Raw genomic sequence first — 24,881 nt, 5'->3', positions numbered from 1 at the left:
TTTGCGACGCATCTGCTGGCGGGCGGCGCGGATTTGCGGAGTTTGCAGGAGTTATTGGGGCATGCGAGTTTGAGTAGCACACAGGTTTATACGGCGGTCGATGCAGCGCATTTGCTGGATGTTTATCAGAATGCGCATCCTCGGGCGGGTTGAGAAATCGTGGAAAACTGGATCACAACAGATGAAGCTGACGACGTGGCGGGCTCGATTCGTCATGCACTCTTGAGTTTTGGTGCAACAACAGATGATGATCAGGCTTGGAAATGGGTAGCTCTTTCCTTGCATTCAGCTGTGCAAGGCGCCTGTATCTGTCATTTAACGACTAGCGCTGCGCCCTTAGGTCCAGTGACCAAGCGGAACGCGGCGGAGTGGCTAAATTTTTTCGAAAAAAGTCGAACTGAACCGAGCGCGAAAGCACCAGAAACCTATTTGATGCCATTGCCTGACCTACTTAAAAAAGTAAGACAACCGCATTCGGCCGGCGACAGAAGTAACGAAGCAGGAGTTACAATTTCAGATCAGGAATTAGTATGGCTGAAAAATTTCCATGAGGGAATCCGCAACCAGTTCACGCACTTTGAGCCGATGAGTTGGTCAATAGAATTATCTGGAATACCTAGACTGGCCGAACTCGCGGCGAGAATTATCATCGAAATACTGGGCTTCGGTTATGCATTTCGTCACAAAGAAACGGAATGGAAACAGGAGTTGAGCAAAAATCTGAGTTTGCTTTCTACGCAAGCCTAGCGTCTATCGCTCGCCAGATTATCCCGACCCACCTGAATCCTCCCCCGGCCGCCAGAAGATAATCCGCCAGATATAAACCACCACGATCAACCCGATCACGCCCAGCGACACCGGGCCGACATAATTCTCGATATCATCGACATTCTGCTGCAGCTGGTAACCCGCATAGACCAGCGCGCTGTTCCAGACGGTGGCGCCGGCGCTGGTCGCGAGGATGAAGCGTTTGTGGGACATGCCGAACAGGCCAGCGGGTACCGAAATCAGGGTACGGATATTGGGGATGAAGCGGGCGACAAACACCACCCATTCGCCGTGATTGTCAAAAATCCGGTCGATCCGGTTGACCGTGGCAACGTCGAGCGTCAGCCAGCGGCCATGCCGCCGGACATAGCCGCGCAGGTCATCCTCGTTCCAGTGACGGCCGACCATGAACCAGAAATAATTACCGATGACCGAGCCGATCGTGCCGACCAGGACCAGAGCCACGGGATGAAAGGTCCCCTGCCCGACACCGACGCCGCCCAGCCCCATGATCAGCTCGGACGGGATCGGCGGAAAGATATTTTCCAGTGCCATCAGGAAGCCGATCGCCCAATAACCGCTTTGCGCGATGAGGTCGGTGATCCAGCTGGTCAACGCAAATGCTCCGCTGCGGGATTATCGGCCGGCAAGGCGGCGCTCGATCGCATCCCAGATCATTCCCGGGGTGTCGGTGCCGTTGAACTTGTCGATCGCGACGATGCCGGTCGGCGAGGTCACGTTGATCTCGGTCAGCCATTTGCCGCCGATCACGTCGATACCGACAAAGATCAGGCCAAGCCTTTTGAGATCCGGGCCCATCGCGGCGCAGATTTCCTTTTCGCGGTCGGTCAGTTCCGCTGCCTCGGCATATCCGCCCTGGGCCAGGTTGGACCGGAACTCGCCCTCGCCCGGCTTGCGGTTGATCGCGCCGGCAAATTCGCCGTCGATCAGGACGATGCGTTTGTCGCCCTGATGCACTTCCGGGAGGAACGGCTGGACCATATGCGGTTCCGGCCAGGTCTGGTTAAATACCTCGAATAATGCGCTGAGATTGCTGCCATCTTCCGGCACCAGAAAGATCGCCTTGCCGCCGTTGCCGTGCAGCGGCTTGACCACGATGCCGCCATGTTCCTTCTGGAAGGCGCGCACTTCGTCAAGGTCGCGGGTGATCAGGGTCGGCGGCATATACTGCGCGTAGTCGAGCACATAGACTTTTTCCGGCGCGTTGCGGACGGAGACCGGGTTGTTGACCACTAGCGTCTCGCCCTCGATCCGCTCGAGCAAATGGGTCGCGGTGATATAGCCGACGTGGAACGGCGGGTCCTGTCGCATCAATACGACATCGACATCGCTGCCGAGATCAAGTCTGACCGGATCGCCAAAGCTGAAATGGTCGCCCTGGACCGGCTGCACCGTCACCGGGCGGGCGGGCGTGGTCAGGCGGCCATTGGCGTGCAAGGTCAGGCCCTTAACGTCATAATGGTATATCTGGTGGCCGCGTTTCTGCGCGGAGAGCACCAGCGCGAAGCTGCTGTCGCCAGCGATATTCACGCTTTCCATCGGGTCCATTTGTACGGCGATTTTCAGGGTCATTCTCATTCCTTGGATATTTCCGCACCCACTTACCGTTCGTGTCGAGCGTAGTCGAGACACATTGACCGGGGAAGATGTCTCTCGACTGCGCTCGAGACGAGCGAGGAGTGGATTTTTTCCAGCCGTTAGTCCTGAGCCTGTCGAAGGACGCTTATCGTCGGGAGGTGTGGTTCGACAGGCTCACCACTAACGGCTTGCGGCCATGGCTCGTCAGAATCCGTGCCAGACATTGGCGAGATGGACGGGCAGACGCCTTGGCGCCACGAGGATAACGTCGATCTGCATATCCTCGCCGTTCGGGCAATATTGCGGATAGAGAATTTCCGCGGCAGCGGCGACGCGCTGGAGTCGTCTGAGGTCGATCGCCTGTTCCAGATCTTCCAGTTTCGTGCGCGCCTTTACCTCGACAAAGGCGACCAGTCCGCCGCGTTTCGCGACCAGATCGACCTCGCCCCGCGGGGTCCGGACCCGTTCGGCCAATATCCGCCAGCCCTTCAGGCGCAGAAAGCGGGCGGCGGTCTTTTCGGCCTGCCGGCCCTGCGCTTCCGCATCCTGGCGGTTCATCTTGGCAATGCCGTGCTTGCTGAGCCTGTCGAAGCCAGAACCTGCGCGCGAGCCCGTCCTTCGACAGGTTCAGGACGAACGGGACGAGGTTCCGGTACGCTCATTTTTCCGCCTTCCAGCGATTGGCCAGTTCGTACAGCGCCTTGCGGTCGGTGTTGAAGGTGCGCGCCACCTCCCCCGCCGCTTTGGATGCCGGAAGGCGGACCAGTGCGTCCCGTAGCGCCGCTTCAATCTCCTGCTCGTCGGCCGCTTCCGGGGCACCGGGAGGACCGATGATGACGACAATCTCGCCCTTCGGCTTTTCCGAGCCATAGCGGGTGGCCAGATCGCCAAGCGAACCGGCGACGCTTTCCTCGAATCTCTTGGTGATTTCGCGGATGACCGCCGCCTTCCGGTCACCCAGAACCGCGAGGGAATCGGCCAGCATGGCGCCGAGGCGAGAGCCATTTTCGTAAAAGATCAGACTGGCATTGAGCGATTTCAATGCGCCGAGCGAATCCCTGCGGGCCTTGGTCTTGCCGGGCAGGAAGCCTTCGAACAGAAACCGGTCACTGGGCAGGCCGGACAATGTGAGGGCGGCGATGGCAGCGCTCGGGCCGGGAATCGTCGTGATGTAAAGGCCGGCTTCCTGCGCATCACGGACCAGCTTGTAGCCAGGATCGGAGATCAGCGGTGTCCCGGCATCGCTGACCAGTGCGACAATTTTACATCGTATGGCGTCCAAAATGACGTCCCGGTCGGCCTTGGACTTATGATCATTATAGACGATCATTTTCGACTTTTTACCGATATGATTCAGAAGCTTACCGGTAACTCTTGTGTCTTCGACCAGGATGATCTCGGCTGCCGCCAGGATCGATTCGGCGCGCCGCGACAAATCTCCAAGGTTGCCGATCGGGGTAGCAACGATATAGAGACCGGATTGGGCAGGAGCAGACATATGACGGTCATGGCAGACAAGACACATACAGGACAAGATCAAAGCAGCAGGCGCGGCATTTTGAAGTGGGCGGGCGTATCCGCCTTTGTCTTCCTCGCCGGGTGTGAAACGGTGATTCCGCGCGGCGCCGAACCGGCGCCGACCGCTGCGCCGGCGCCGCCGCCGGTAACCGCCGGGCTACCCGATGACCAGAAACATCATCGTATCGCCCTGCTCGTGCCGCTATCCGGGAAAAATGCCGGTATCGGCCAGTCGCTCGCCAATGCCACGACCATGGCTTTACTCGACACCAAGGCGGACAATATCCGCATGACCAGCTATGACACCGCCAAGGGTGCAGCCGTTGCCGCGCAAAATGCCATTCGCGACGGCAACAAGCTGATCATCGGCCCCCTGCTCAGCGACAATGTCGTGGCGACCGCCAATGTCGCGCGTCCGGCAGGCGTGCCCATACTCAGCTTTTCCAACGATAGCGGCGTCGCAGGCAACAATGTTTTCGTACTCGGCCATATTCCCTCGCAGTCTATCAGCCGCGTCCTGGACTATGCCAAGTCCAAGGGCATGACTCGCTTTGCCGGTCTGGTACCCAATGGTGTCTATGGACAACGCGCATCTTCCACCCTGCTCCGCCAGGTGAAGGATGCCGGCGGCACGGTGGTGTCGATCCAGACGTTCAACCGTGATTCCCAATCGATCGAAGCCGCGACCAAGAAGCTCGCCCAAAATGGCGATTTTGATGCGGTTTTGCTGGCCGACAATGGCGATATGGCGATCAAGGCAGCCCCCTATATTCGGAAAAACGCAAGCAGCACGGCGAAGATATTGGGTCCGGACCTGTGGAACACCAGCAGCAATCTGGCCGGCGCGCCGTCAATGCGCGGCGCCTGGTTCGCCAGCGTTTCCGACAGTCTCTACAAGCAATATGCCGACAGATATCGCGCCCGTTATGGCCAGGCGCCGTTCCGGCTGTCCAGCCTTGGCTATGATTCGGTATTGCTGACCGTCAAGGTCGCTCGCGACTGGAAAGTGGGATCGCCATTTCCGATCAACCAGCTGACCGACAAGGGCGGGTTTATCGGACTGGACGGCGTGTTCCGTTTCAAGGCCGACGGCGTTTCCGAGCGTGCGCTCGAAATCCAGGAAATCCGCAACGGCAGCTTTGCCGTGGTTGATCCGGCACCAAAGGGATTTTGAGCTAAGTCATCCTGAAACAAGTTCAGGATGACGAGACAATAGTCAGCCGATATTCTGACCGGTATCGGCCCAGTCTTTCAGAAAGCCTTCGATTCCCTTGTCGGTGAGCACATGCTTGAACAGGCCGCGGATGACATTGGGCGGCATCGTCGCAACATCGGCACCAATGCGCGCCGATTCCAGAACATGGATCGGGTGGCGGATCGAGGCGACCAGGATTTCGGTCTCAAACGCATAATTGTCATAGATCAGGCGGATATCCTCGATCAAAGTCATGCCGTCGAGGCCGTTGTCATCATGTCTGCCGACAAAGGGCGAAATGAAGCTGGCGCCGGCCTTGGCAGCAAGCAGGGCCTGGTTGGCAGAGAAGCACAAGGTGACATTGACCATCGTGCCTTCACCGGTCAGCGCCTTGCAGGTCTTGAGCCCGTCAATCGTCAACGGTACCTTGATACAGACATTCTCCGCGATCTTGCGCAGCACTTCCGCCTCTTTCAGCATGGTTTCGTGATCGAGGGCAACGACTTCGGCAGATACCGGCCCATCGGTGAGACCGCAAATTTCCTTGGTCACTTCCATGATATCCCGACCCGATTTCTTGATCAGCGAAGGGTTGGTGGTCACGCCATCAACCATACCGGTCGCCGCGAGGTCGGCGATTTCCGCGGTATCGGCGGTATCAACAAAAAATTTCATAGCTTGCGAATCCAGTTATCTGATGAGGTGAACGTTTTCTATCGCGATAAGGGTCAGAAATGCCAGTGCTTGTTCAATTTATTGCTGCACCGCTGGCTTAATATACCGCGGGTAGCGATTGCCAAGATGAGCTATGCTTTTGAAACAATGAGTCAATACGCTTTTCGAGCGCCCAGCACCGCGATCAGCAGGGGATCATTGGTGGCGCGGGGATTGGCTCGAATCGCCTCTTCCTGCGCGCCGATGGATCGATAGATCGCATCGTTGACTTTACTGGTTACGTCTCGGTTTATAGTGCTAAAATCGACATTGGTGGCTTGCGACAGCACCAGATTTATTATCTCGTTGTCGAACAGCCTCAGACCGTTGCAGATGCCCGGCAACATCCGGTCGACCAGCGTATTTCCCAACTGGCCTCGCAGCAGGCTAGTGGCTGCTCGCGGTCCGCCATTGATAATCGTCACAGCGTCGGTGATGCTCATATTGCGGATCGTTTCCGCCACTATCGGCGCTGCCAGCTCCGCGCCCTGTTCTGCCGCACGGTTGACCTGTCGGAGCAGCCGGTCCTGAATCGGCTTGGAACGCAGCAGGGCATTGGCAATATCGGTCGTTCGCGATCCGCCCAGCGAATCCGGAACCGATATGCGGGCCACCTGGCTGTCAAAAAAACCATTGGGCTGGAGCAATTCGGCAAAGGCATTCTGTGACGACACGGTCAGCAACCGCTTGACCGCTTCGGTGAGACTCAAGCCCGGCAGGCTTGAACAACCCGGCAGGACCAACAATCCGGCGGCGGCGCCGAGACCCAGAACCGCTCTGCGATGGTAGATCATTAACCCTCTCCTGTTTTTGCCAAAGCAACAATGACGAATGATGATAATCTGCGTATAGCATCAATATGAATCGCGTTCGTGTACTCCTCCTTAACGCTGCACTGAGTCCGCTCGATTACCGCGTCCCCGATGGCATGCGCGTGCAGCCGGGCTCGATCGTGATGGCCCCGCTAGGTCCACGCAGAGTGCCGGGGATCGTGTGGGAGGCCGAGAGTTTCCCGGTAGAAGAAATTGATCCGAAAAAATTGCGGCCGCTACTGGAAGTGCGGGATGTGCCGCCGCTGCGCGCGCCTTTGCGCCGGCTGATCGAGTGGACGGCGGATTATTATTTTGCCTCTCCGGCCTCGGTGCTGCGTATGGTCCTGTCCAGCGGCGCCGCCTTTGCCGATAATCGTCCGATCAGCGAATATCGGCTGAACGGCAAGATTCCTGACCGGATGACGCCGCAGCGCCAGCAAGCCCTAGGCAAATTGGCCGATACCCAAGGGACGATCAGCGAACTGGCGCAGAAGGCGGGCGTGTCGGTGGCGGTGATCCGGGGGCTTGAAAAACTGGGGGTCTTTGATCGGGAAGACGTATCCCCGTTTGCTGTCACAGCTCATCCCTCACCGGATTTCGGCGCTGTCGATCTCAGCGAAGACCAGAATATAGTCAGCAAAATCCTGATCGAAGCAGTGCGTGCGTCGCGGTTCAAACCGTTTCTGCTTGATGGCGTGACCGGATCGGGCAAGACCGAGGTCTATTTCGAGGCGATTGCCGAAGCTCTGCGACAGGACAAGCAGATATTGGTGCTGTTGCCCGAAATCGCTCTGACCGAGCCATTTCTCAACCGCTTTGAGGCGCGTTTCGGTGCCGAACCGCTGACCTGGCACAGCGGCATGAAACAGTCGGACCGCAAGAAAAACTGGCGAGCCCTGGCCGACGGCAGCACCAAGGTGATTGTCGGTGCGCGCTCGGCGCTGTTCCTGCCATATGCCAGTCTCGGCCTGATCATCGTGGACGAGGCGCATGAAACCAGCTTCAAACAGGAGGATGGCGTGCGCTATCATGCCCGCGACGTCGCGGTGATGCGCGGGCTCTATGAACAGATACCGGTGATATTGGCCTCGGCCACGCCAGCGATCGAGAGCCGCCATCAGGTCGAACAGGGCAATTATCAACTGCTCGAACTGCCGGCCCGCTTTGGCGGGGCCATGATGCCGGATATCGAAGCGCTGGATCTGACGCAGGATATTCCGCCGCGTGGCAACTGGCTAGCGCCGACGCTGGTCCATGCGCTGGAGGAAAATCTCGAACGCGGCGAACAATCGCTTTTGTTCCTGAACCGGCGCGGATTTGCTCCGCTTACCCTGTGCCGGACCTGCGGGCACCGGATCGATTGTCCCCATTGCACGGCCTGGATGGTCGAGCATCGGCTGACCCGACGGCTGGCCTGCCATCATTGCGGCCATGTCATGCCGATTCCGGAAAAATGCCCGGAATGCGGCGACGAAGACAGTCTGGTGGCCTGCGGGCCGGGTGTCGAGCGGATCTGTGACGAGGTCAAAATGCTGTTTCCGCAAGCGCGGACAGCGATTGTCACCTCCGACACGATCTGGTCGCCGCAGCGCGCCGCCGAGTTTGTCCAGCAGATGGAAGCCGGAGCGATCGATATCGTCGTCGGAACACAGCTGGTAACCAAGGGTTATCATTTTCCCAATCTGACGCTGGTTGGTGTGGTGGACGCGGACATCGGGCTGGAAGGCGGCGACCTGCGCGCCGCCGAGCGCAGTTTCCAGCAGATAGCGCAAGTGGCGGGACGCGCCGGGCGAGCGGAAAAGCCGGGCCGGGTCTATGTCCAGACCCGCATGCCCCATGCGCCGGTGATCCAGGCGCTGATCAGGAACGACCGGGAGGGGTTTTATGCTGCCGAAATTGAATCGCGGCGACAGGCACAGGCACCGCCGTTTGCGCGCTGGGCGGCGATCATCGTCTCCTCCGAGGACAATCAGGAAGCGATGGAGACAGCGCGGCTGATCGGCCAGACCGCCCCCAGGCTCGACGGATTTTCGGTTTTTGGACCCGCGCCCGCGCCGCTGGCGATGCTCCGCGGACGGCACAGGCACAGGCTGCTGGTCCACGCCTTGCGATCCGTCGACCTGCAGAATATCATGCGAGACTGGCTGGAAAAGCTGGAATGGCCCCGCGCGGTGCGGGTCGGGGTAGACGTGGACCCCTATAGTTTTGTTTAAGCAAAAGTGTTCCGCACTTGATGCGGAGCGCCGGGTTGAGTAGCGGTCATTCCACACAGGGCTCCGCATCAAGTGCGGCGCACGCAGAACTGAAAGCCGCTTCATGAACCGCATCCTAGCGTTATTTCTTTTGGTCACTGCCGTCCTGTTCACCGGCCCTGCCCAGGCTGACCCGGCCGATATCAGCGCTGCCAGCCGATCGGTCGTCCGGGTGGTGCTCGCTGCCAAAGATGGCAATAAAGTCGCTTTTGTCGGCCATGGTAGCGGTTTCGTCGTGGCACCGGACAAGATCGTAACCAACGCCCATGTCGTCGAAATTGCGCGGCAGGAATCATCGGTGGTCATCGGTATAATTCCGTCGCAAGGCGGCACCAGCTATGGTGGGCGGATCATCGCTTATTCCCCGAGTAATGATCTTGCGCTGATCCAGGTGCTGGATGGCGGACGATTGCCGCCGCTGACATTCTTTGGCGGTTCGGTTGACGATGGCGCCGATGTTGTGGCGGTAGGCTATCCCGGTTCCGTGGACCGTGCACAGGGTCTTGATCTCGATGATCTGATCAAGCCCATGTCCCCGGTCAAGACGACGGGCACGGTGTCGGGTGGACGCACAACAAAGCAGTTTGAGACGATTCTTCACACCGCGCCCATTGCAACCGGCAACAGTGGCGGGCCGCTGATCGACAATTGTGGCCGAGTATTGGGTGCGAACAGCTTTGGCTCGATCAGCGACGGCAATGATGCGGAATTTGGTTTTGCCGTTTCGGGCAGGGAGATACTGAACTTTCTGCGCAAAGCAGGGGTCACTGCCGGGGTCACGGCAACGCCGTGCCGTTCTGCCGCCGAGATCAGCGAGCAGGAGCGACTCCGGGAAGCCGCTGCCCGTGCGCAGGTGCAGGCCGCAAAGGACGCGGAATCCGACAAGCGCGAACGCGCCGAATCCAAGTTGCGGACCAGCATTTCACAAGATATCATTGCCGAGCGGGAAAACCGGATCGCGATCGCCGCACTGATGCTGGCGCTGTCCGTGCTGGCGGCAGGTGGTGCAACGATTCTGATCATTCAAGGCAAGCGCAACCCAGGCATTGGCGCGGCGGGCGGTGCGGTAATATTGCTGATCGGTGCGGTCATCATTTTTCTGTCACGGGCGGATTTCAGCGAGATCGATGACCGCACGGCTGCTGCACTCAACGACCAGGCAGGGAATAGCCGCCCGCAACAAGCGAGCACCGCAACGTCCGGAAAATATATGTGCACGATCAATCCGCAACGCAGCCGGATCACCGTCTCGCAGGAAAAGGAACTGCCGCTCGAATGGCTGGAAGGTGGCTGTGTCAACGGCCGCACCCAATATGGCCGCGATGGTGCCAAATGGTCGCGCATATTCGTTCCCAACGAAGAGCAAACCGTGACGATCAACAGCTTCCAGCCAGATAGCGGGGAATTTACGGAAGAGCGCTTTCTGATGGGACTGGATGCGATGAACCGGGCCCGGGCGATCCGGTCCGAATATGGCAACAGGGCCTGCACCGCAGACCCCGAGGCGCTCGCCGATATCGAAAATATGGTGAAGGCGATCAGAGGCGAATTGCCGGGCCAGGCTAATGAGAGGCTGGTTTATAAATGTGAGAAGGAAACTCAATAATCTGGTTCATCGCCGGCAAAAATCCTCTCGGCCTGGCCCGTCAGCCAATTCATCGCTGCGGCCCACGGCTGGTGTCCGTGGCTGATCCGGGCAACCCCCAGTCGGGCCAATTCCGTCTGGCCCGGACCATCCGGAGACCGCAATATATTGACCGGCAAAGGCGATGCAGCACAGATTGCGCCGATCCATCTGGTATCACTCAGAAATGGAACGAATAGGCTCCCTGCTCCGGCATTGGCATATATTTCCGCCCGTCCGAGAACTTCGTCGACCAAAGTCTGACCATCCATGCCTATAGGCCGCCCTCTAAACACATCACATCGGGCATTCACCCATAGTCCGGTGGACACGGCCGCAGCCAGCCTTTCTGCAAAATCCTCCGGCGCCAGCAACTGATCTTCACCCGGCATGCGATCTTCCATGTTGATGCCGCTGGCACCGGCATCATAAACGCGTTGCACCGACTGTCTGACTTCCTGCGCGTCCTCGCCATATCCGGCTTCCATGTCCATGCTTACGGGCAAGTCGGTTGCCGCCACTATAATGTTCAAGATTGGCAATCGCGTCATCCAGCGAGAATTCCTCGCCGTCAGCGATCCCCTGCGCGCCGGCGACGCCATAACTTCCGGTCGCCAAGGCCTTCGCACCGGCTGCCGCGACCGCCTTTGCGCTGCCTGCATCCCAGATATTGACCAGAATGACGGGGTCACCCGGGATGTGAAGGTCCCCCAAGGCCGCTATTTTTATGTTCATTTCGCTTCCTTCTCCAACAGCCGTTTTTTTATCTCCAGCCCGTAAGCATAGCCGCCCATCGAACCATCACTGCGGACTACGCGATGGCATGGTATCAGGACGGCGACATTGTTGGCCCCATTGGCGCTGCCCACGGCCCGCACCGCCTTGGGTTTTCCGATCGCGGCAGCGATATCGGCATAGCTGCGGGTTTCGCCTTCGGGGATCTTGCGCAATTCCTGCCACACGGCTTCCTGAAATGCGGTGCCCTGCACATCAAGCGGGATGTTATGCGGGCGGCCTGGTGCCTCGACCTGCGCCACAACTGTGTCGAGCAATATTTGAAATCCGTCACCGCCCTGCCGCAGATCCGCTTTTGGAAAGCGATGGCGCAATTCTTCTTCGCCTTCGCCGAAGGACAGGCAGCAGACACCCTTGTCGGTCGCGGCAACCATCATCGGGCCAAGCGTTGTTGCCACGCGGGCCCAGTGCACCGTCACCCCCGCACCGCCATTTTTCCATACCGATGCCCGCATGCCCAATCTCTTTCCCGCTTCCACATAGAATCGCGAAGCCGATCCATAGCCCGCATCATAAATCGCCTCGGTCACCGATGCGCCGTTTTCTAATGCGTCCCGCACCCGTTCCGAACGCAATGCGCGCGCATAGGCGGCGGGGGACAAGCCGGTATCGCGCTTGAAAATGCGCTGAAGATGAGTGGGGGAATAGCCGGTCAGATCGGCCAGCTCATCCAGTTTGGGGGCGCTTTCCGCCATGCGAATGGTATCAAGTACCGCTTTGACTGCTGCTTCGTCGCGCGCGACATCATTGGGGCGGCAGCGCAGACAGGCACGCAGCCCTGCGGCTTCCGCCTGCTCTGCCCGGGCAAAAAAACGTACATTTTCGCGCTTTGGGTGGCGAGCCGCGCAAGATGGTCGGCAATAGATTCCGGTACTAAGCACGCCGGTAACAAATTTTCCATCGAACGACCGGTCGCGCGACTGCATCGCTGCCCAGGCCCGTTCGCTGTCCACTTGATCCGGGTTCATGATTCAAACCTCTCCACCCGCGCGGCAAAACATCCGTACGCGGCGTTATGCGCATCTATATAGGCAACTTCATCGAGCTCCAACAATTGCCGGATGGTTTGGTCCGCATCACCCGGCATGGATAGTCGGGCGGCTTTCAACATTGCATCGGCGCCAAATGCCCGCATGCCGAGGGGGCGACCTTCAAATATCGGAGGAACGGCGTCTGTATATTGCGCAGCGGCCCGAGCACCCGTGCGCGCATAGATGGCATAGCTGCTCCGGTAGGGCGAAAGGACGTCGTGCGAGACATGGTGGAACAAAAGCAATTCTTCACCCGGCTGCGCATCTTCGAGAGTGATGCGGCAAGGAAAGCCCGGCTTGTCCGTTGCGGTAACACGCACGGTGCCCGGTGCGCGCGCGATATTGTCCAACTGATCGGGACTGATCCCGGTGATTTGATAGGTCATGCATGGTCTCCGCGCTGTTGCTATAATGTCCAATAGCCGGAGAAAGCGGTACGCTGCTTCCCGTATCTTGCGGTCAAAGTAAATTTTACCCCGGAGATAATCGAAAAGCACCAAAAACCAGCGTTTTACGCTTTCTCAAAAATGATTCCCTAACCCATCTTGCATCGCAGCAAAATGGTTGCTAGACGCCGCGCATCCGCGGGCGGAATCGTAGGATTTCCGGCCATTAAGCGGGCCATTTCATGAACGGTTTTCAGACCAAATTGACGGTCAGGGAGTAGCAAACGCGTGGATCATTCCAGCGGCATCAGGGCAAGTTTAGCGGGGCGTTACGCCACCGCACTGTTCGCCCTTGCAAAAGAAAATAGCAGCATCGATTCGGTGCAATCTAGCCTCGACACTTTGAGCGCGGCCCTGGCCGAATCGGATGATCTCAGGGCGCTGACCAGCAGCCCGGTGCTGTCCCGCGATGATGCCGGAAAGGCTATCGCGGCGACGGCCAAGAGCCTTGGTCTCGACACGTTGTCGACCAATATGCTCGGCGTGCTCGCGGCCAACCGTCGGCTCGAGCAGATACCCGGCATCATTCGCGCCTTCTCGACATTGACGTCTGATCATCGGGGCGAAATCACCGCCGAAGTCACATCCGCCCATCCGCTGGATGCCAAGCAGATTGCTGCGCTGAAAGCGCAACTCAAGAAACGCGTGGGAAGCGATGTCAGCGTTTCCACCGCAGTCGATCCGTCCATATTGGGCGGGCTGGTCGTGCAAATCGGCAGCCAGATGATCGACAGCTCGATTAAGACCCGTTTGAACACCCTATCGCAGGCCATGAAGGGCTAAAGGAAGATACACATGGATATTCGCGCCGCAGAAATTTCAAAGGTCATCAAGGACCAGATCGCCAATTTTGGCAATGAAGCCCAGGTTTCCGAAGTCGGAACCGTGCTCGCCGTCGGTGACGGTATCGCCCGTATCCACGGCCTCGATCAGGTGCAGGCCGGTGAGATGGTTGAGTTCTCCAACGGTATTCAGGGCATGGCACTGAACCTCGAGGCCGACAATGTCGGTGTCGTGATCTTCGGCTCGGACGCTGAAATCAAGGAAGGCGACGTGGTCAAACGGACCGGCACCATTGTGGACGTTCCGATCGGCAAGGAATTGCTCGGCCGCGTTGTCGACGGCCTCGGCAATCCGATTGATGGTAAAGGCCCGATCAACACCACCCAGCGTAGCCGTGTGGAAGTCAAGGCACCGGGCATCATCCCGCGTAAATCGGTGCACGAACCGGTCCAGACTGGTCTTAAGGCGCTCGACGCGCTGGTTCCTGTTGGCCGTGGTCAACGCGAGCTGATCATCGGTGACCGTCAGACCGGCAAGACCGCTGTCGCGATCGACACATTCATCAACCAGAAGACCGTCAACGCCGGCGACGACGAAAGCAAGAAGCTGTACTGCATCTATGTTGCCATCGGCCAGAAGCGCTCGACGGTTGCCCAGATCGTCAAGAGCCTCGAAGAAAATGGCGCAATGGAATATTCGATCGTTGTTGCCGCAACCGCTTCCGAGCCTGCGCCGCTGCAATATCTTGCGCCATATACCGGTGTGACGATGGGCGAATATTTCCGCGATAACGGCATGCACGCCTGTATCGTTTATGACGATCTCTCCAAGCAGGCTGTCGCCTATCGCCAGATGTCGCTGCTGCTGCGTCGTCCTCCAGGACGCGAAGCCTATCCGGGTGACGTTTTCTATCTGCACAGTCGTTTGCTCGAACGTGCCGCGAAGATGAACGAAGCCAATGGCTCTGGTTCGCTGACCGCGTTGCCGATCATCGAAACCCAGGCCGGCGACGTTTCGGCCTATATCCCGACCAACGTGATTTCGATCACCGACGGCCAGATCTTCCTCGAAACCGACCTGTTCAACCAGGGTATCCGCCCTGCCATTAACGTGGGTCTGTCGGTGTCGCGTGTGGGTTCTGCTGCCCAGACGAAGGCGATGAAAAAAGTGTCCGGCTCGATCAAACTCGATCTGGCGCAATATCGTGAAATGGCAGCGTTCGCGCAGTTCGGTTCTGACCTTGATGCGTCGACGCAGAAATTGCTCGCTCGTGGCGAGCGGCTGACGCAGTTGCTCAAGCAGCCACAATTCTCGCCGCTGCCGTTCGAAGAGCAGACCGCTTCGATTTATGCCGGCACCAACGGCCATCTTGATCGTGTCGCAGCCAGTGATGTTGTCCGTTATGAAGAAGCGATGCTGGCCCATATGCGTAATGAACATGCCGATATTCTGAAAACGATCCGCGAAAGCGGCGACTTGGCAGATGACACCAAGGCAGCTCTGGAACAGGCTTTGACGGCCTTTGGAAAGACATTTGCTTAAACACTCGTCATGCTGAACCGATTTCAGCATCTCCCGAGATCCCGGAAAAGGTCCGGGATGACGAAGATTGGAGTATGACTAGCAATGGCCAGTCTTAAAGAACTGAAAGATCGGATCGCGTCGGTCAAGTCGACGCAGAAGATCACCAAGGCCAAGAAAATGGTGGCCGCTGCCAAATTGCGCCGGGCGCAGATGGCCGCTGAAGCAGCGCGTCCCTATGCCGAGCAGATGGAAAAGGTCATGGCTAGCCTCGCGTCCAAGGTTTCGATTGATGAAAATTCGTCGAAACTGCTGGCTGGCACCGGAAAGCTGGAGACCCATTTGCTGGTCGTGGCGACATCGGATCGCGGCCTGTGCGGCGCTTTCAATGCCAATATCGTCAAGGAAGCCCGTCTGAAGGCCGAGAAGCTGCTTGGCGAGGGCCGTAAAGTATTGTTCTACATGGTCGGACGCAAGGGCATTCCGATCATCAAGCGTTTCTACCCTGGGCAGATTCTGAAACATTTCGACACGTCGAATGTCAAGGCACCGGGATATGAAGAGGCCAAGGCGATTGCCGAGGACCTGACAGCGCTGGTTGAAGAGGGCAAATATGACGTCGCCCATCTGTTCTACGGCAAGTTCAGATCGGCTCTGGTGCAGGAACCCACGGTTCAGCAGATCGTTCCGATCGCGGTTAAAGAGGGCGCGGTTTCGGAATCCGGAGGTGCCGTCGAATATGAACCGGACGAGGAAGAAATACTCGCCGAACTGCTCCCGCGCAATCTGACCACGCAGATTTTCGGTGCATTGCTGGAAAATAACGCGTCCGAACAAGGCGCGTCGATGACCGCAATGGACAATGCGACCCGCAATGCCGGTGACCTGATCGACAACCTCACGATTGTTTACAACCGCAGCCGCCAGGCCGCGATTACCACCGAATTGATTGAAATCATCGCTGGCGCTGAAGCGCTTTAAAGCACGTACGCAAGGAAACGGAAAAATGGCAAAGACCAAAAATGTAGGCCGCATTTCACAGATTATCGGCGCTGTCGTCGACGTAATCTTCGACAATGAGATCCCGGCAATTCTCTCGGCTCTGGAAACCGATAATAACGGCAACCGGCTAGTTCTGGAGGTTGCGCAGCATCTCGGCGAGAACACCGTTCGCACCATCGCCATGGACGCGACCGAAGGCCTGACCCGCGGTCAGGACGTGATCGATACCGGTTCGCAGATCATGATGCCGGTTGGTCCCGAAACGCTTGGCCGGATCATGAACGTGATCGGAGAACCGATTGACGAACGCGGCCCGATCAATGCAAAGCTGAGCGCGCCTATCCATGCAGAAGCACCAGCCTTTGTCGACCAGTCCACCGAATCAGAAATTCTGGTGACCGGCATCAAGGTTATCGATTTGCTGGCGCCTTACGCCAAGGGCGGCAAGATCGGCCTGTTCGGCGGTGCCGGTGTCGGCAAGACCGTTCTTATTCAGGAACTGATCAACAATATCGCAAAAGGCCATGGCGGCGTTTCGGTGTTTGCCGGCGTCGGTGAACGCACCCGCGAAGGCAACGATCTGTATCACGAATTTCTCGATGCAGGCGTTATTGCCAAGGATGCAGATGGCAATCCTACTCCGGAAGGCTCCAAAGTGGCGCTGGTCTTCGGACAGATGAACGAGCCTCCAGGCGCGCGTGCGCGTGTTGCTCTGTCCGGTCTGACCCAGGCGGAATATTTCCGTGATCAGGAAGGCCAGGACGTTTTGTTCTTCGTCGACAACATCTTCCGTTTCACCCAGGCAGGTTCGGAATTGTCCGCACTGCTCGGTCGTATTCCTTCCGCTGTGGGTTATCAGCCAACCCTGTCAACCGACATGGGCGCACTGCAGGAACGCATTACCTCGACCAACAAGGGCTCGATTACATCGGTGCAAGCCATTTACGTGCCTGCCGATGACTTGACCGACCCTGCCCCTGCAACCAGCTTTGCCCATCTGGATGCAACAACCACTTTGAACCGTGCCATTTCGGAACTGGGTATTTATCCAGCGGTTGACCCGCTCGATTCCACCAGCCGTGTTCTTGAGCCCCGCGTTGTCGGTCAGGAACATTATGATACGGCGCGTGCTGTTCAGGAAACCCTGCAGAAATATAAGTCCCTACAAGACATCATCGCCATTCTCGGCATGGACGAACTGTCGGAAGAAGATAAGCTGGTCGTTCAGCGTGCCCGTAAAATTCAGAAATTCCTGTCGCAGCCATTCCACGTTGCGGAAGTCTTTACCGGCATCAAGGGCAAGTTTGTAGCGCTGGAAGACACCATCAAGTCGTTCAAGGCGGTTGTCGACGGCGAATATGATCATCTTCCCGAAAACGCCTTCTACATGGTTGGCGGCATCGAGGAAGCGGTCGAAAAAGGCAAGAAAATGGCGGCGGAGGCGGCTTGATGCGTTGAAGCCTCTCCTGTTGCGGAGACGGCCAAGACGGTTGGGCCGGCACACCAAAGCGGGATGAGGGTGATCATAATACCAGACGACAGATCAGCCTCACCCAGCCATGACTCGGCAGCAAGCTGCCAAGTCGTCGCAACCTTCTCAATCAAGGGAGAGGGATAAAGGATAAGAATATGGCAAACCTACACTTCGAACTCGTAACCCCAGAGAAACTCGTCCGGTCGGAAGATGTGTTCATGGTGGTTGTGCCCGGTGCCGAGGGTGACTTCGGGGTGCTTGCGAATCATGCACCGGTGATGTCGACCATCCGCGATGCCGATCTGCTGATCTACGCCAGCGAAGGCGCCACTCCGGAAACAATTTTCGTGCAGGGCGGCTTTGCCCAGGTTGACGAAAAGGGTCTCACGGTTCTGGCGGAAGCTGTTTGCTGACATTCCTCGCTGGGTGGGGCTAGCATGCAGACCTTGCTAAGCTTCCAGCACCGTATTGGCCCGGCGACTGCTTCGCCAGAGCAGCAGGCCACTGAAAATTATCAGCAGACCCCCCATCATCGCGGTCCGGTCGATCGGGTCACCGAAGACAAAGACGCTGATCCCAGTCGCGATCAGCAGCTGGATATAGACGATCGGGGCAATGGCCGCCGCCGTCGTTCGCATCGTCGCCATGAACAGCAGGAAATGGCAGCCCGTGGCCGTCAGTGCCACCACCAAACAACGCACCACAACGTCCCAGTCAGGCATGCCGGGAACGGCCATGACAGGCACCCGCCAATGGCCAAGGACCGAAGCGATGATCAGGAATATTGCCGCCCAGAAAGCGATGTAGAATTGCGCCGCGAAAATGGACCGCTGGGTTGATACCATGCGGTTGAGGATGAGCATTGCCGACATGGCAAAGGCGGAAATCAGGGGCAATATCGCGACCCAGCCAAAGGCGGCAACATTGGGACGCAACATGATCAAGACCCCGACAAAGGCAATGATTGTGGCAAACCAGGTGCGGGGCGGCATGTTTTCTTTCAAGAACCAGCCCGAAAACAAGGCGGTGAGAATCGGGTTGATGAACGATATCGCCACTGCATCGGCCAGCGGCATGATATAGATCGCCGAGAAAAAACTTAAGGTTCCCACGAACAGCGCAAACCCCCGAGCCATGTGGAGCCAGGGCCGGTTGACCTGAAAGCCGCGACGGCCTTCGCGCATGAACAATATCACCGCCAAGGCTAGCGCACCGATCGAAAATCGCAACGCAGCGACCGCTGGCGCGGGCCAGTCACCAGCCATCGACTTGATTATGGCATCGCCGATCGGAAATCCGGCAAAGGCCACCAGGGCGAGCGTGATGCCCCCGGCGGCGACTGCCCGTTCGCGCGATTGGTCAGCAGCCAATATTTCGATCCTTGTTCATTTTCATGGCTTAGCGGTTGCTCTCCCCCAGACAAGTCACAAAATTGCATGAGCATGGCCTGGCTTCTAATGCGGCAAATTTACCGGTTTATTAACCATTTTCGGGGAAAGAGAGCATTGATCGTGTGACATTAGACATATCGGACAGAATAGCATGAGCGCATTTGGCAAGAAAAATGGACTGGGCGGCGGCAAACCGTCCTTTGGCGTAGCGAAGCCAATGACCGGTGGCGGCAAGAAAACTCCAGAATCCGAAAATCGCGAAGACCGGCAGGGTGGCAACCAGTTTCCCCCGCTTGAATCGATTCCGCTGTCCGGTGATGACATGCCTTCTGCACCGGCCGCTGTGCAAAGCGAAGCCATGGCGCGGCTTTCCGAGCGTTCGCTGCCCTTGGCGGAAGCGTCCGACAAGGACGAAGGCTTTGGCGCCTCGGTCCACAAGATCAAGGAACAGGTGCTCCCGCGCTTGCTCGAACGCGTCGATCCCGAAGCCGCCGCGACACTGAACAAGGAAGAGCTGACCGAAGAATTCCGTCCGATCATCATGGAAGTGCTGACCGAACTGAAGCTGACACTCAACCGGCGCGAACAATTTGCACTGGAAAAAGTGCTGGTCGACGAATTGCTTGGTTTTGGACCGCTGGAGGAATTGCTCAGCAATCCGGATATCTCGGATATCATGGTCAATGGTCCGGAACAGACCTATATCGAAATCAAGGGCAAGCTGGAAATCGCACCGATCCAGTTCCGGGATGAGGAACATCTGTTCCAGATCGCCCAACGGATCGTCAACCAGGTCGGCCGCCGCGTCGATCAAACCACGCCGCTCGCCGATGCTCGTCTGAAGGATGGTTCGCGTGTGAACGTAATCGTTCCGCCGCTGAGCCTGAAGGGCACCGCGATCTCGATTCGTAAATTTTCCGAAAAGCCGATCACGCTCGACCTGATGAAGGGCTTCGGCTCAATGTCCGATGAAATGTGCACCGTGCTCAAGATTGCCGGTGCCTGCCGGTTCAACGTGGTGATCTCCGGCGGTACCGGTTCTGGTAAGACAACCATGCTCAACGCCATGTCGAAAATGATCGATCCCGGCGAACGCGTGCTGACCATCGAGGATGCGGCCGAACTGCGGCTGCAGCAGCCACACTGGCTACCGCTTGAAACCCGGCCACCCAATCTCGAAGGCCAAGGCGCGATCACCATCGGCGATCTTGTCAAAAACGCCCTGCGTATGCGCCCGGACCGGATCATCCTCGGCGAAATTCGTGGCGCGGAATGTTTCGATCTTCTCGCCGCCATGAACACCGGCCATGATGGCTCGATGTGTACACTTCACGCCAACAGCCCGCGCGAATGTCTCGGCCGTATGGAAAATATGATTCTCATGGGTGACATCAAGATCCCGAAGGAAGCGATTTCCCGCCAGATTGCGGAATCGGTCGATCTGATCGTACAGGTGAAGCGACTGCGCGATGGTTCACGCCGGACAACCAATATTACCGAAGTGATCGGGATGGAGGGCGACGTCATCGTCACTCAGGAATTGTTCAAATATCAATATCTCGACGAGGATGCCGACGGCAAGATCATCGGTGAATATGTATCGGCGGGCCTGCGCCCCTATACGCTGGAAAAAGCGCGCCAATATGGATTTGACCAGCCGCTGCTGGAAGCCTGCCTGTAACCATCCTTCATTCGGTTGAGAGGAATCCCAGACCGAAAGCGAAGGATAGGCCAAATGTCAGCAGAGCCAGAGCGGTGATCGTCGACCATGGCACAATGCCGACATCATCGATATCGCGGCGATTATTGCGTCGCCGGTTGCCGAGTTCTGAAATGATGGCAATCGTTCCGGACAGACCGCAAATCACCAGCCACAGCGGCGGCATATTGGTTCATCCCTTGCCCAGCATGTTGATGATGCCGGAGAAATCCTTGCCCCCCTGCCCCTGCGCTTCGGCATATTGTTCGTAGAGCTTTGCTGCCTCGGCACCCATTGGCACTTCGGCTCCGGCGCTTTGCGCCGCCTCCATCGCGAGACGCAAGTCTTTCAGCATCAACGCCGCGGCGAAACCGCCATCATAGCCATTGTCAGCCGGGCTTTGCGGGCCGACACTGGGGACCGGGCAATAGCTGGTCATCGACCAGTTCTGGCCCGATGCCTTTGAAGAAATATCGTAGAATGTCTGGAGATCGAGGCCCAGTTTCTCGGCCATCTTGAACGTTTCGCAGGTCGCGATCATCGAGGCGCCGAGCAGCATGTTGTTGCAGATCTTCGCTGCCTGTCCAGCGCCATTGCCGCCGGCGTGGATCACCGCCTTGCCCATGTCGGACAGGATTGGTTCGGCACGTTTGAAGCCTTCATCGCTGCCGCCGACCATGAAGGTCAAAGTCCCGCCATTGGCCGCAGCAATACCGCCGGATACCGGCGCATCTACCGGGACCAACCCCTTGGCATCCGCCATGGTCGCGACATCGCGCGCGCTGTCGACGTCGATGGTGGAGCAATCAATCGCGAGCGTGCCGGGATTGGCATTGATGATGATCTCATATTCATAGACCTTGCGAACATGGGTGCCGGCCGGGAGCATGGTGACTACGGCTTCCATGTTCTGGACCGCCTGCGCGGCATCGCTGACCGGATGGCATCCCGCCTCGCCAGCCCGCGCCAGCGCTTCGCCCGAGAGGTCAAAGGCATGGACCTCATGCCCTGCTTTTGCGAGATTGGCGGCCATGCCGCCACCCATATTGCCAAGGCCGATAAATCCGATTTTCATTATAAAATTCCCACTCAGTTTCTTGCTATTGCGCTTAAGACAACCACGATACAGAACAGAACTATCATTCCGAGTTGAAAGGGTAGCATGGCTCTTATCAAATAATTTAGCGGAAGAAGCTTGCCATCCGTATCCAACCCAAATGTATTTGCGCGGAAATATGATATTTCCTGACTTTTGTTGGATTGGTGTAGCTTAACCGCAAAGAATGCCATTCCCACTCCGACAATAAGTGCAATGGCAGCAATCATTGCTTAACGCCCCTTCCATTGGCCTTCGCGCTTTTCGATAAAGGCCGCCATGCCTTCCTTCTTGTCTTCGGTGGCGGTCAGGATCTGGAACAGGCGCCGTTCATGCACCAGCCCCTGCTCGAGATTATTCTCGAAGGCGGAATTGACCATTTCCTTGTTCACCTGCGCAGCCATCGGCGGCATGGAGGCGACAAGAGCGGCAGATTTCATCGCCTCGTCAAGCAGATCCTCATGCGGAACCACGCGGGCCACCAGACCGGATCGTTCGGCTTCCTCGGCATCCATCATTCGTCCGGTCAGGCACATTTCCATCGACTTGGCCTTGCCGATCGCGCGGGTCAGCCGCTGCGAACCGCCCATGCCGGGGGCCACGCCCAGCTTGATTTCCGGCTGGCCGAATTTCGCCTTGTCGCTGGCAATGATATAATCCGCCATCATCGCCAGTTCACAGCCGCCGCCCAGCGAGAAGCCGTTGACCGCCGCGATCCATGGCTTGCGGGTGGTCTTGACAATATGGCTGGTCCATTTGCCGAAAAAATCCTCGAGATAGAAATCAGCAGCAGACTTGTCGTACATTTCCTTGATATCCGCACCAGCGGCAAAGGCCTTGTCGCCCGACCCGGTCAGCACGGCGCAGTTCTGCGTGTCGTCCGCCTGGAACGCGGCAAAGGCGTCGATAAGTTCGTCGAGTACCTGGCTGTTCAGCGCGTTCAATGCCTGTGGGCGGTTGAGCGTGATCAGGGTAACCGGGCCTCTTTTTTCGGTCAGGATGGTTTCATACGTCATAGCGGTTTCCATTCTTCATCTGCCGGTAGCGGCGCGAAAATATTGTCGATCCATTCGGAACTGACTTCCTCTGGCGTCGGCGGGTTCCATTTCGGATCATTGTCCTTGTCGACGATCAGCGCGCGGACACCCTCGAGGAAATCGTGCATCACCAGCACATGATAGCCGATCCGGTACTCATTGCGCATTTCATCGGCGAAACTTTCCATTGCCGCGCCTTCCTTGAGCTGGCGCAGGGCGACCTTGCAGGTCTGTGGGCTCTTGGTACCGAGCGTGTCACGCTCCTTGGCGGCCCAGTCGCTATCGTCGGCTTCCAGCGCAGCCAATATGTCCTCGAACCGATCCGAGGCGAAAAACTTGTCGATCTTGTCGAGATTTTTGGCGATCCGCGCTTCCGGGATATTGCCGGAAAGCTGGCCCAATATGCCTTCGATCCGATCCGGATTTTCCGAAATCCGCTGCTTGGCTTCCTCCAGAACGGCCGATTCCAGATAATGAGTGGCGATGCCGACTTCCTTGCACTCGGCGCCGTCCAGACGGGCGCCGGTGAGCGCGAGAAACTGGCCCAGCCGCCCTTCAAGCCGCGACAGATACCAGCCGCCACCGACATCCGGGAACAGGCCGATGCCGGTCTCCGGCATGGCGAAGCGGGTATATTCGGTCGCCACGCGATATTTGGCCGGTTGCGAAATACCGACGCCGCCGCCCATGGTGATGCCGTTCATGAACGCGACCACCGGCTTGGGATATTCGAACAGCAGATGGTTGAGCTGATATTCCTTGTAGAAGAACTCGCGCCCCTGCTTGCCGTCGGTCATTCCGGATTCGCGCAGCATCGCGATATCGCCGCCGGCGCAAAAGCCGCGGCCCTCGCTATGATCGATGATCACCGCTTCGACTTCGTCATCGTCGCGCCAGGCAAGTAATGCCTCGATCATCCCCAGACACATGTCGAGGTTGAGCGAATGGATGACTTTCGGGCGGTTCAGGCTGATATGGCCAACCCGCCCGCTTTTTCTGATGATGAGATCTTCTGTCATATTTTCCCTATTGCCGGAGCAGTTCCCGTGAAACGATCATCCGCATGACCTGATTGGTGCCCTCCAAGATGCTGTGGACGCGCAAATCTCGCCAGAAGCGTTCGATCGGATAATCCTGCAGATAGCCATAGCCACCAAAAAGTTGCAGCGCATCGTTGACAATCTTGCTGCCATTGTCGGTGGCGAGACGCTTGGCCATGGCAGCGAATTTGGTCTTGTCGGGCGCGCCTTCGGTGACCTTGGCAGCGGCGAGATAGAGCAAAGCCCGCGAGGCCTCCAGATCGGTTGCCATATCGGCGAGCATGAACTGGGTGTTCTGGAAATCGCTGATCGCCTTGCCGAACTGCTTGCGTTCCTTGGTGTAATTGACTGCTTCGTCGAGACAGCGCTGGGCGCCGCCGAGCGAACAGGCGCCAATGTTCAGCCGCCCGCCATCGAGACCAGCCATTGCGATGCGAAAGCCCTCGCCCTCGTCACCCACACGGTTTTCTGCCGGTACGCGGACATTGTCGAAATTGACCTGGGCAGTGGGCTGCGAATGCCAGCCGAGCTTTTTCTCGTTTGCGCCAAAGCTGACGCCTTCCATGTCTTTCTCGATGACCAGACAGGTGACGCCCTTGGCCCCGTCATCGGAGGTCCGGGTCATGGTGACGTAAATCTCGTTTTCGCCGCCGCCGGAAATGAATTGCTTGGAGCCGTTGACGATATAATCGTCGCCATCGCGCACCGCCTTGGTCTTCAGCGACGCCGCATCCGAGCCCGCACCCGCTTCGGTCAGACAATAGCTGGAGATATTCTCCATCGACACCAGACCCGGAAGATATTTGTCCTTCACTGCCTGCGAACCGAACGTATCGATCATCCAGGACGCCATATTGTGGATCGAGATAAAGGCGCTGGTCGAGGGACAGCCATAAGCCATGGCTTCCATGATGATGGCGCTCTCCAGCCGACCCAGTCCGATGCCGCCCGATTCCTCGGACACATATATGCCGCCAAAGCCGAGTTCAGCAGCCTGCTTGATCGTGTCGCGAGGGAAGATATGCTTTTCATCCCATTCGGCCGCGAACGGGGTGATCGCGTCGGCGGTGAATTTCTGCGCCAT

The 24,881-nt window shown here is 57.8% G+C and carries 27 protein-coding genes; 11 read left to right on the top strand and 16 right to left on the bottom strand.

Annotated elements, in window-relative coordinates; all coding sequences use genetic code 11:
- Together ACEW8J_RS12240 and ACEW8J_RS12235 are read left to right on the top strand one after the other, a co-directional pair.
- A partial coding sequence (locus ACEW8J_RS12240) for a tyrosine-type recombinase/integrase (protein ID WP_373491926.1) occupies positions 1-153 on the top strand: 153 nt, incomplete at its 5' end.
- Positions 154-159: 6 nt separating this feature from the next.
- The gene (locus ACEW8J_RS12235) at positions 160-747 is read left to right on the top strand and encodes a hypothetical protein (RefSeq protein ID WP_373491925.1); all 588 of its coding nucleotides are present in this window, start codon (positions 160-162) and stop codon (positions 745-747) included.
- A gap of 18 nt (positions 748-765) precedes the next feature.
- On the opposite strand, the gene ACEW8J_RS12230 is transcribed toward ACEW8J_RS12235, so the two are convergent.
- From ACEW8J_RS12230 to rsmI, 4 genes are all read right to left on the bottom strand, one after another.
- Positions 766-1,383, bottom strand: a complete 618-nt coding sequence (locus ACEW8J_RS12230) for a DedA family protein (RefSeq protein WP_373491924.1) — start codon at positions 1,381-1,383, stop codon at positions 766-768.
- Between the two features lie 21 nt (positions 1,384-1,404).
- Entirely contained in the window at positions 1,405-2,361 is a 957-nt protein-coding gene (gene gshB / locus ACEW8J_RS12225) for a glutathione synthase (RefSeq protein ID WP_373491923.1), read from the bottom strand.
- Positions 2,362-2,571: 210 nt separating this feature from the next.
- A complete protein-coding gene (locus ACEW8J_RS12220; RefSeq protein ID WP_373491922.1) occupies positions 2,572-2,925 on the bottom strand; it encodes a YraN family protein in 354 nt (117 codons plus the stop codon).
- Between the two features lie 100 nt (positions 2,926-3,025).
- Positions 3,026-3,865, bottom strand: coding sequence for a 16S rRNA (cytidine(1402)-2'-O)-methyltransferase (gene rsmI, locus ACEW8J_RS12215; protein ID WP_373491921.1), 840 nt, complete (start codon positions 3,863-3,865; stop codon positions 3,026-3,028).
- Here rsmI and ACEW8J_RS12210 point away from each other — a divergent pair, their 5' ends adjacent.
- The gene (locus ACEW8J_RS12210) at positions 3,866-5,059 is read left to right on the top strand and encodes a penicillin-binding protein activator (RefSeq protein WP_373491920.1); all 1,194 of its coding nucleotides are present in this window, start codon (positions 3,866-3,868) and stop codon (positions 5,057-5,059) included. It abuts the gene before it with no gap.
- Positions 5,060-5,101: 42 nt separating this feature from the next.
- Here the strand turns inward: ACEW8J_RS12210 and fsa are convergent, their stop codons facing one another.
- Entirely contained in the window at positions 5,102-5,755 is a 654-nt protein-coding gene (gene fsa / locus ACEW8J_RS12205; protein ID WP_373491919.1) for a fructose-6-phosphate aldolase, read from the bottom strand.
- A gap of 152 nt (positions 5,756-5,907) precedes the next feature.
- Positions 5,908-6,588, bottom strand: a complete 681-nt coding sequence (locus tag ACEW8J_RS12200) for a DUF4197 domain-containing protein (protein WP_373491918.1) — start codon at positions 6,586-6,588, stop codon at positions 5,908-5,910.
- Positions 6,589-6,653: 65 nt separating this feature from the next.
- Here ACEW8J_RS12200 and ACEW8J_RS12195 point away from each other — a divergent pair, with 65 nt between their 5' ends.
- Complete coding sequence (locus ACEW8J_RS12195) at positions 6,654-8,819, top strand: primosomal protein N' (protein ID WP_373491917.1); 2,166 nt, start codon at positions 6,654-6,656, stop codon at positions 8,817-8,819.
- 103 nt (positions 8,820-8,922) lie between these two features.
- Positions 8,923-10,464 (top strand): trypsin-like peptidase domain-containing protein, encoded by a 1,542-nt coding sequence (locus tag ACEW8J_RS12190; protein ID WP_373491916.1) that lies wholly within the window; start codon positions 8,923-8,925, stop codon positions 10,462-10,464.
- Here ACEW8J_RS12190 and ACEW8J_RS12185 read toward each other — a convergent pair.
- Genes ACEW8J_RS12185 through ACEW8J_RS12170 form a run of 4 tightly spaced genes read right to left on the bottom strand, consistent with a single transcriptional unit; the run spans position 10,458 to position 12,694 of the window.
- Positions 10,458-11,003, bottom strand: a complete 546-nt coding sequence (locus tag ACEW8J_RS12185; protein ID WP_373491915.1) for an isocitrate lyase/phosphoenolpyruvate mutase family protein — start codon at positions 11,001-11,003, stop codon at positions 10,458-10,460. The two genes, ACEW8J_RS12190 and ACEW8J_RS12185, sit on opposite strands and share 7 nt — an antisense overlap.
- Positions 10,909-11,217 carry an isocitrate lyase/phosphoenolpyruvate mutase family protein gene (locus ACEW8J_RS12180; protein ID WP_373491914.1) on the bottom strand — a complete coding sequence of 103 codons (309 nt, stop codon included), beginning with the start codon at positions 11,215-11,217 and terminating at the stop codon, positions 10,909-10,911. The genes ACEW8J_RS12185 and ACEW8J_RS12180 overlap by 95 nt, the downstream gene beginning before the upstream one ends.
- On the bottom strand, positions 11,214-12,245 hold the full coding sequence (ada, locus tag ACEW8J_RS12175; protein WP_373491913.1) for a bifunctional DNA-binding transcriptional regulator/O6-methylguanine-DNA methyltransferase Ada: 1,032 nt from the start codon (positions 12,243-12,245) through the stop codon (positions 11,214-11,216). Before ada ends, ACEW8J_RS12180 begins: the two co-directional genes overlap by 4 nt.
- Complete coding sequence (locus ACEW8J_RS12170) at positions 12,242-12,694, bottom strand: DUF1203 domain-containing protein (RefSeq protein WP_373491912.1); 453 nt, start codon at positions 12,692-12,694, stop codon at positions 12,242-12,244. The genes ada and ACEW8J_RS12170 overlap by 4 nt, the downstream gene beginning before the upstream one ends.
- Positions 12,695-12,982: 288 nt before the next feature.
- Between ACEW8J_RS12170 and ACEW8J_RS12165 the strand changes: the two genes are divergently transcribed.
- The 5 genes from ACEW8J_RS12165 (at position 12,983) to ACEW8J_RS12145 (ending at position 17,947) form a co-directional block, all read left to right on the top strand.
- Entirely contained in the window at positions 12,983-13,537 is a 555-nt protein-coding gene (locus ACEW8J_RS12165) for a F0F1 ATP synthase subunit delta (protein WP_373491911.1), read from the top strand.
- A gap of 12 nt (positions 13,538-13,549) precedes the next feature.
- Positions 13,550-15,079: a F0F1 ATP synthase subunit alpha gene (atpA, locus tag ACEW8J_RS12160; RefSeq protein WP_373491910.1), complete on the top strand. Its 1,530-nt coding sequence runs from the start codon at positions 13,550-13,552 to the stop codon at positions 15,077-15,079.
- Positions 15,080-15,163: 84 nt separating this feature from the next.
- Positions 15,164-16,039 carry a F0F1 ATP synthase subunit gamma gene (locus ACEW8J_RS12155; protein ID WP_373491909.1) on the top strand — a complete coding sequence of 292 codons (876 nt, stop codon included), beginning with the start codon at positions 15,164-15,166 and terminating at the stop codon, positions 16,037-16,039.
- A gap of 25 nt (positions 16,040-16,064) precedes the next feature.
- The gene (atpD, locus tag ACEW8J_RS12150; protein WP_373491908.1) at positions 16,065-17,510 is read left to right on the top strand and encodes a F0F1 ATP synthase subunit beta; all 1,446 of its coding nucleotides are present in this window, start codon (positions 16,065-16,067) and stop codon (positions 17,508-17,510) included.
- Between the two features lie 179 nt (positions 17,511-17,689).
- Positions 17,690-17,947 carry an ATP synthase F1 subunit epsilon gene (locus ACEW8J_RS12145; RefSeq protein WP_373491907.1) on the top strand — a complete coding sequence of 86 codons (258 nt, stop codon included), beginning with the start codon at positions 17,690-17,692 and terminating at the stop codon, positions 17,945-17,947.
- Between the two features lie 36 nt (positions 17,948-17,983).
- Here ACEW8J_RS12145 and ACEW8J_RS12140 read toward each other — a convergent pair whose 3' ends face one another.
- The gene (locus tag ACEW8J_RS12140) at positions 17,984-18,904 is read right to left on the bottom strand and encodes a DMT family transporter (protein ID WP_373491906.1); all 921 of its coding nucleotides are present in this window, start codon (positions 18,902-18,904) and stop codon (positions 17,984-17,986) included.
- A 172-nt stretch (positions 18,905-19,076) separates the two neighbouring features.
- On the opposite strand from ACEW8J_RS12140, the gene ACEW8J_RS12135 reads away from it, so the two are divergent.
- Positions 19,077-20,606: a CpaF family protein gene (locus ACEW8J_RS12135; protein WP_373491905.1), complete on the top strand. Its 1,530-nt coding sequence runs from the start codon at positions 19,077-19,079 to the stop codon at positions 20,604-20,606.
- Between the two features lie 7 nt (positions 20,607-20,613).
- Here ACEW8J_RS12135 and ACEW8J_RS12130 read toward each other — a convergent pair whose 3' ends face one another.
- The 5 genes from ACEW8J_RS12130 to ACEW8J_RS12110 form a co-directional block, all read right to left on the bottom strand.
- Positions 20,614-20,811, bottom strand: coding sequence for a hypothetical protein (locus ACEW8J_RS12130; RefSeq protein WP_373491904.1), 198 nt, complete (start codon positions 20,809-20,811; stop codon positions 20,614-20,616).
- Between the two features lie 6 nt (positions 20,812-20,817).
- Positions 20,818-21,699, bottom strand: coding sequence for a 3-hydroxyisobutyrate dehydrogenase (gene mmsB / locus ACEW8J_RS12125; RefSeq protein ID WP_373491903.1), 882 nt, complete (start codon positions 21,697-21,699; stop codon positions 20,818-20,820).
- A gap of 254 nt (positions 21,700-21,953) precedes the next feature.
- On the bottom strand, positions 21,954-22,736 hold the full coding sequence (locus ACEW8J_RS12120) for an enoyl-CoA hydratase-related protein (RefSeq protein WP_373491902.1): 783 nt from the start codon (positions 22,734-22,736) through the stop codon (positions 21,954-21,956).
- Positions 22,733-23,776, bottom strand: coding sequence for an enoyl-CoA hydratase/isomerase family protein (locus ACEW8J_RS12115; RefSeq protein WP_373491901.1), 1,044 nt, complete (start codon positions 23,774-23,776; stop codon positions 22,733-22,735). The genes ACEW8J_RS12120 and ACEW8J_RS12115 overlap by 4 nt, the downstream gene beginning before the upstream one ends.
- A 7-nt stretch (positions 23,777-23,783) precedes the next feature.
- A partial coding sequence (locus tag ACEW8J_RS12110) for an acyl-CoA dehydrogenase family protein (protein WP_373491900.1) occupies positions 23,784-24,881 on the bottom strand: 1,098 nt, incomplete at its 5' end.

Origin of the sequence: Parasphingorhabdus sp., assembly GCF_041748495.1 — a bacterium.
Taxonomy (GTDB): Bacteria; Pseudomonadota; Alphaproteobacteria; order Sphingomonadales; family Sphingomonadaceae; genus Parasphingorhabdus.
The sequence above is the reverse complement of the archived record's forward strand: the minus strand, read 5'-3'. Positions and strand labels throughout refer to the sequence as shown.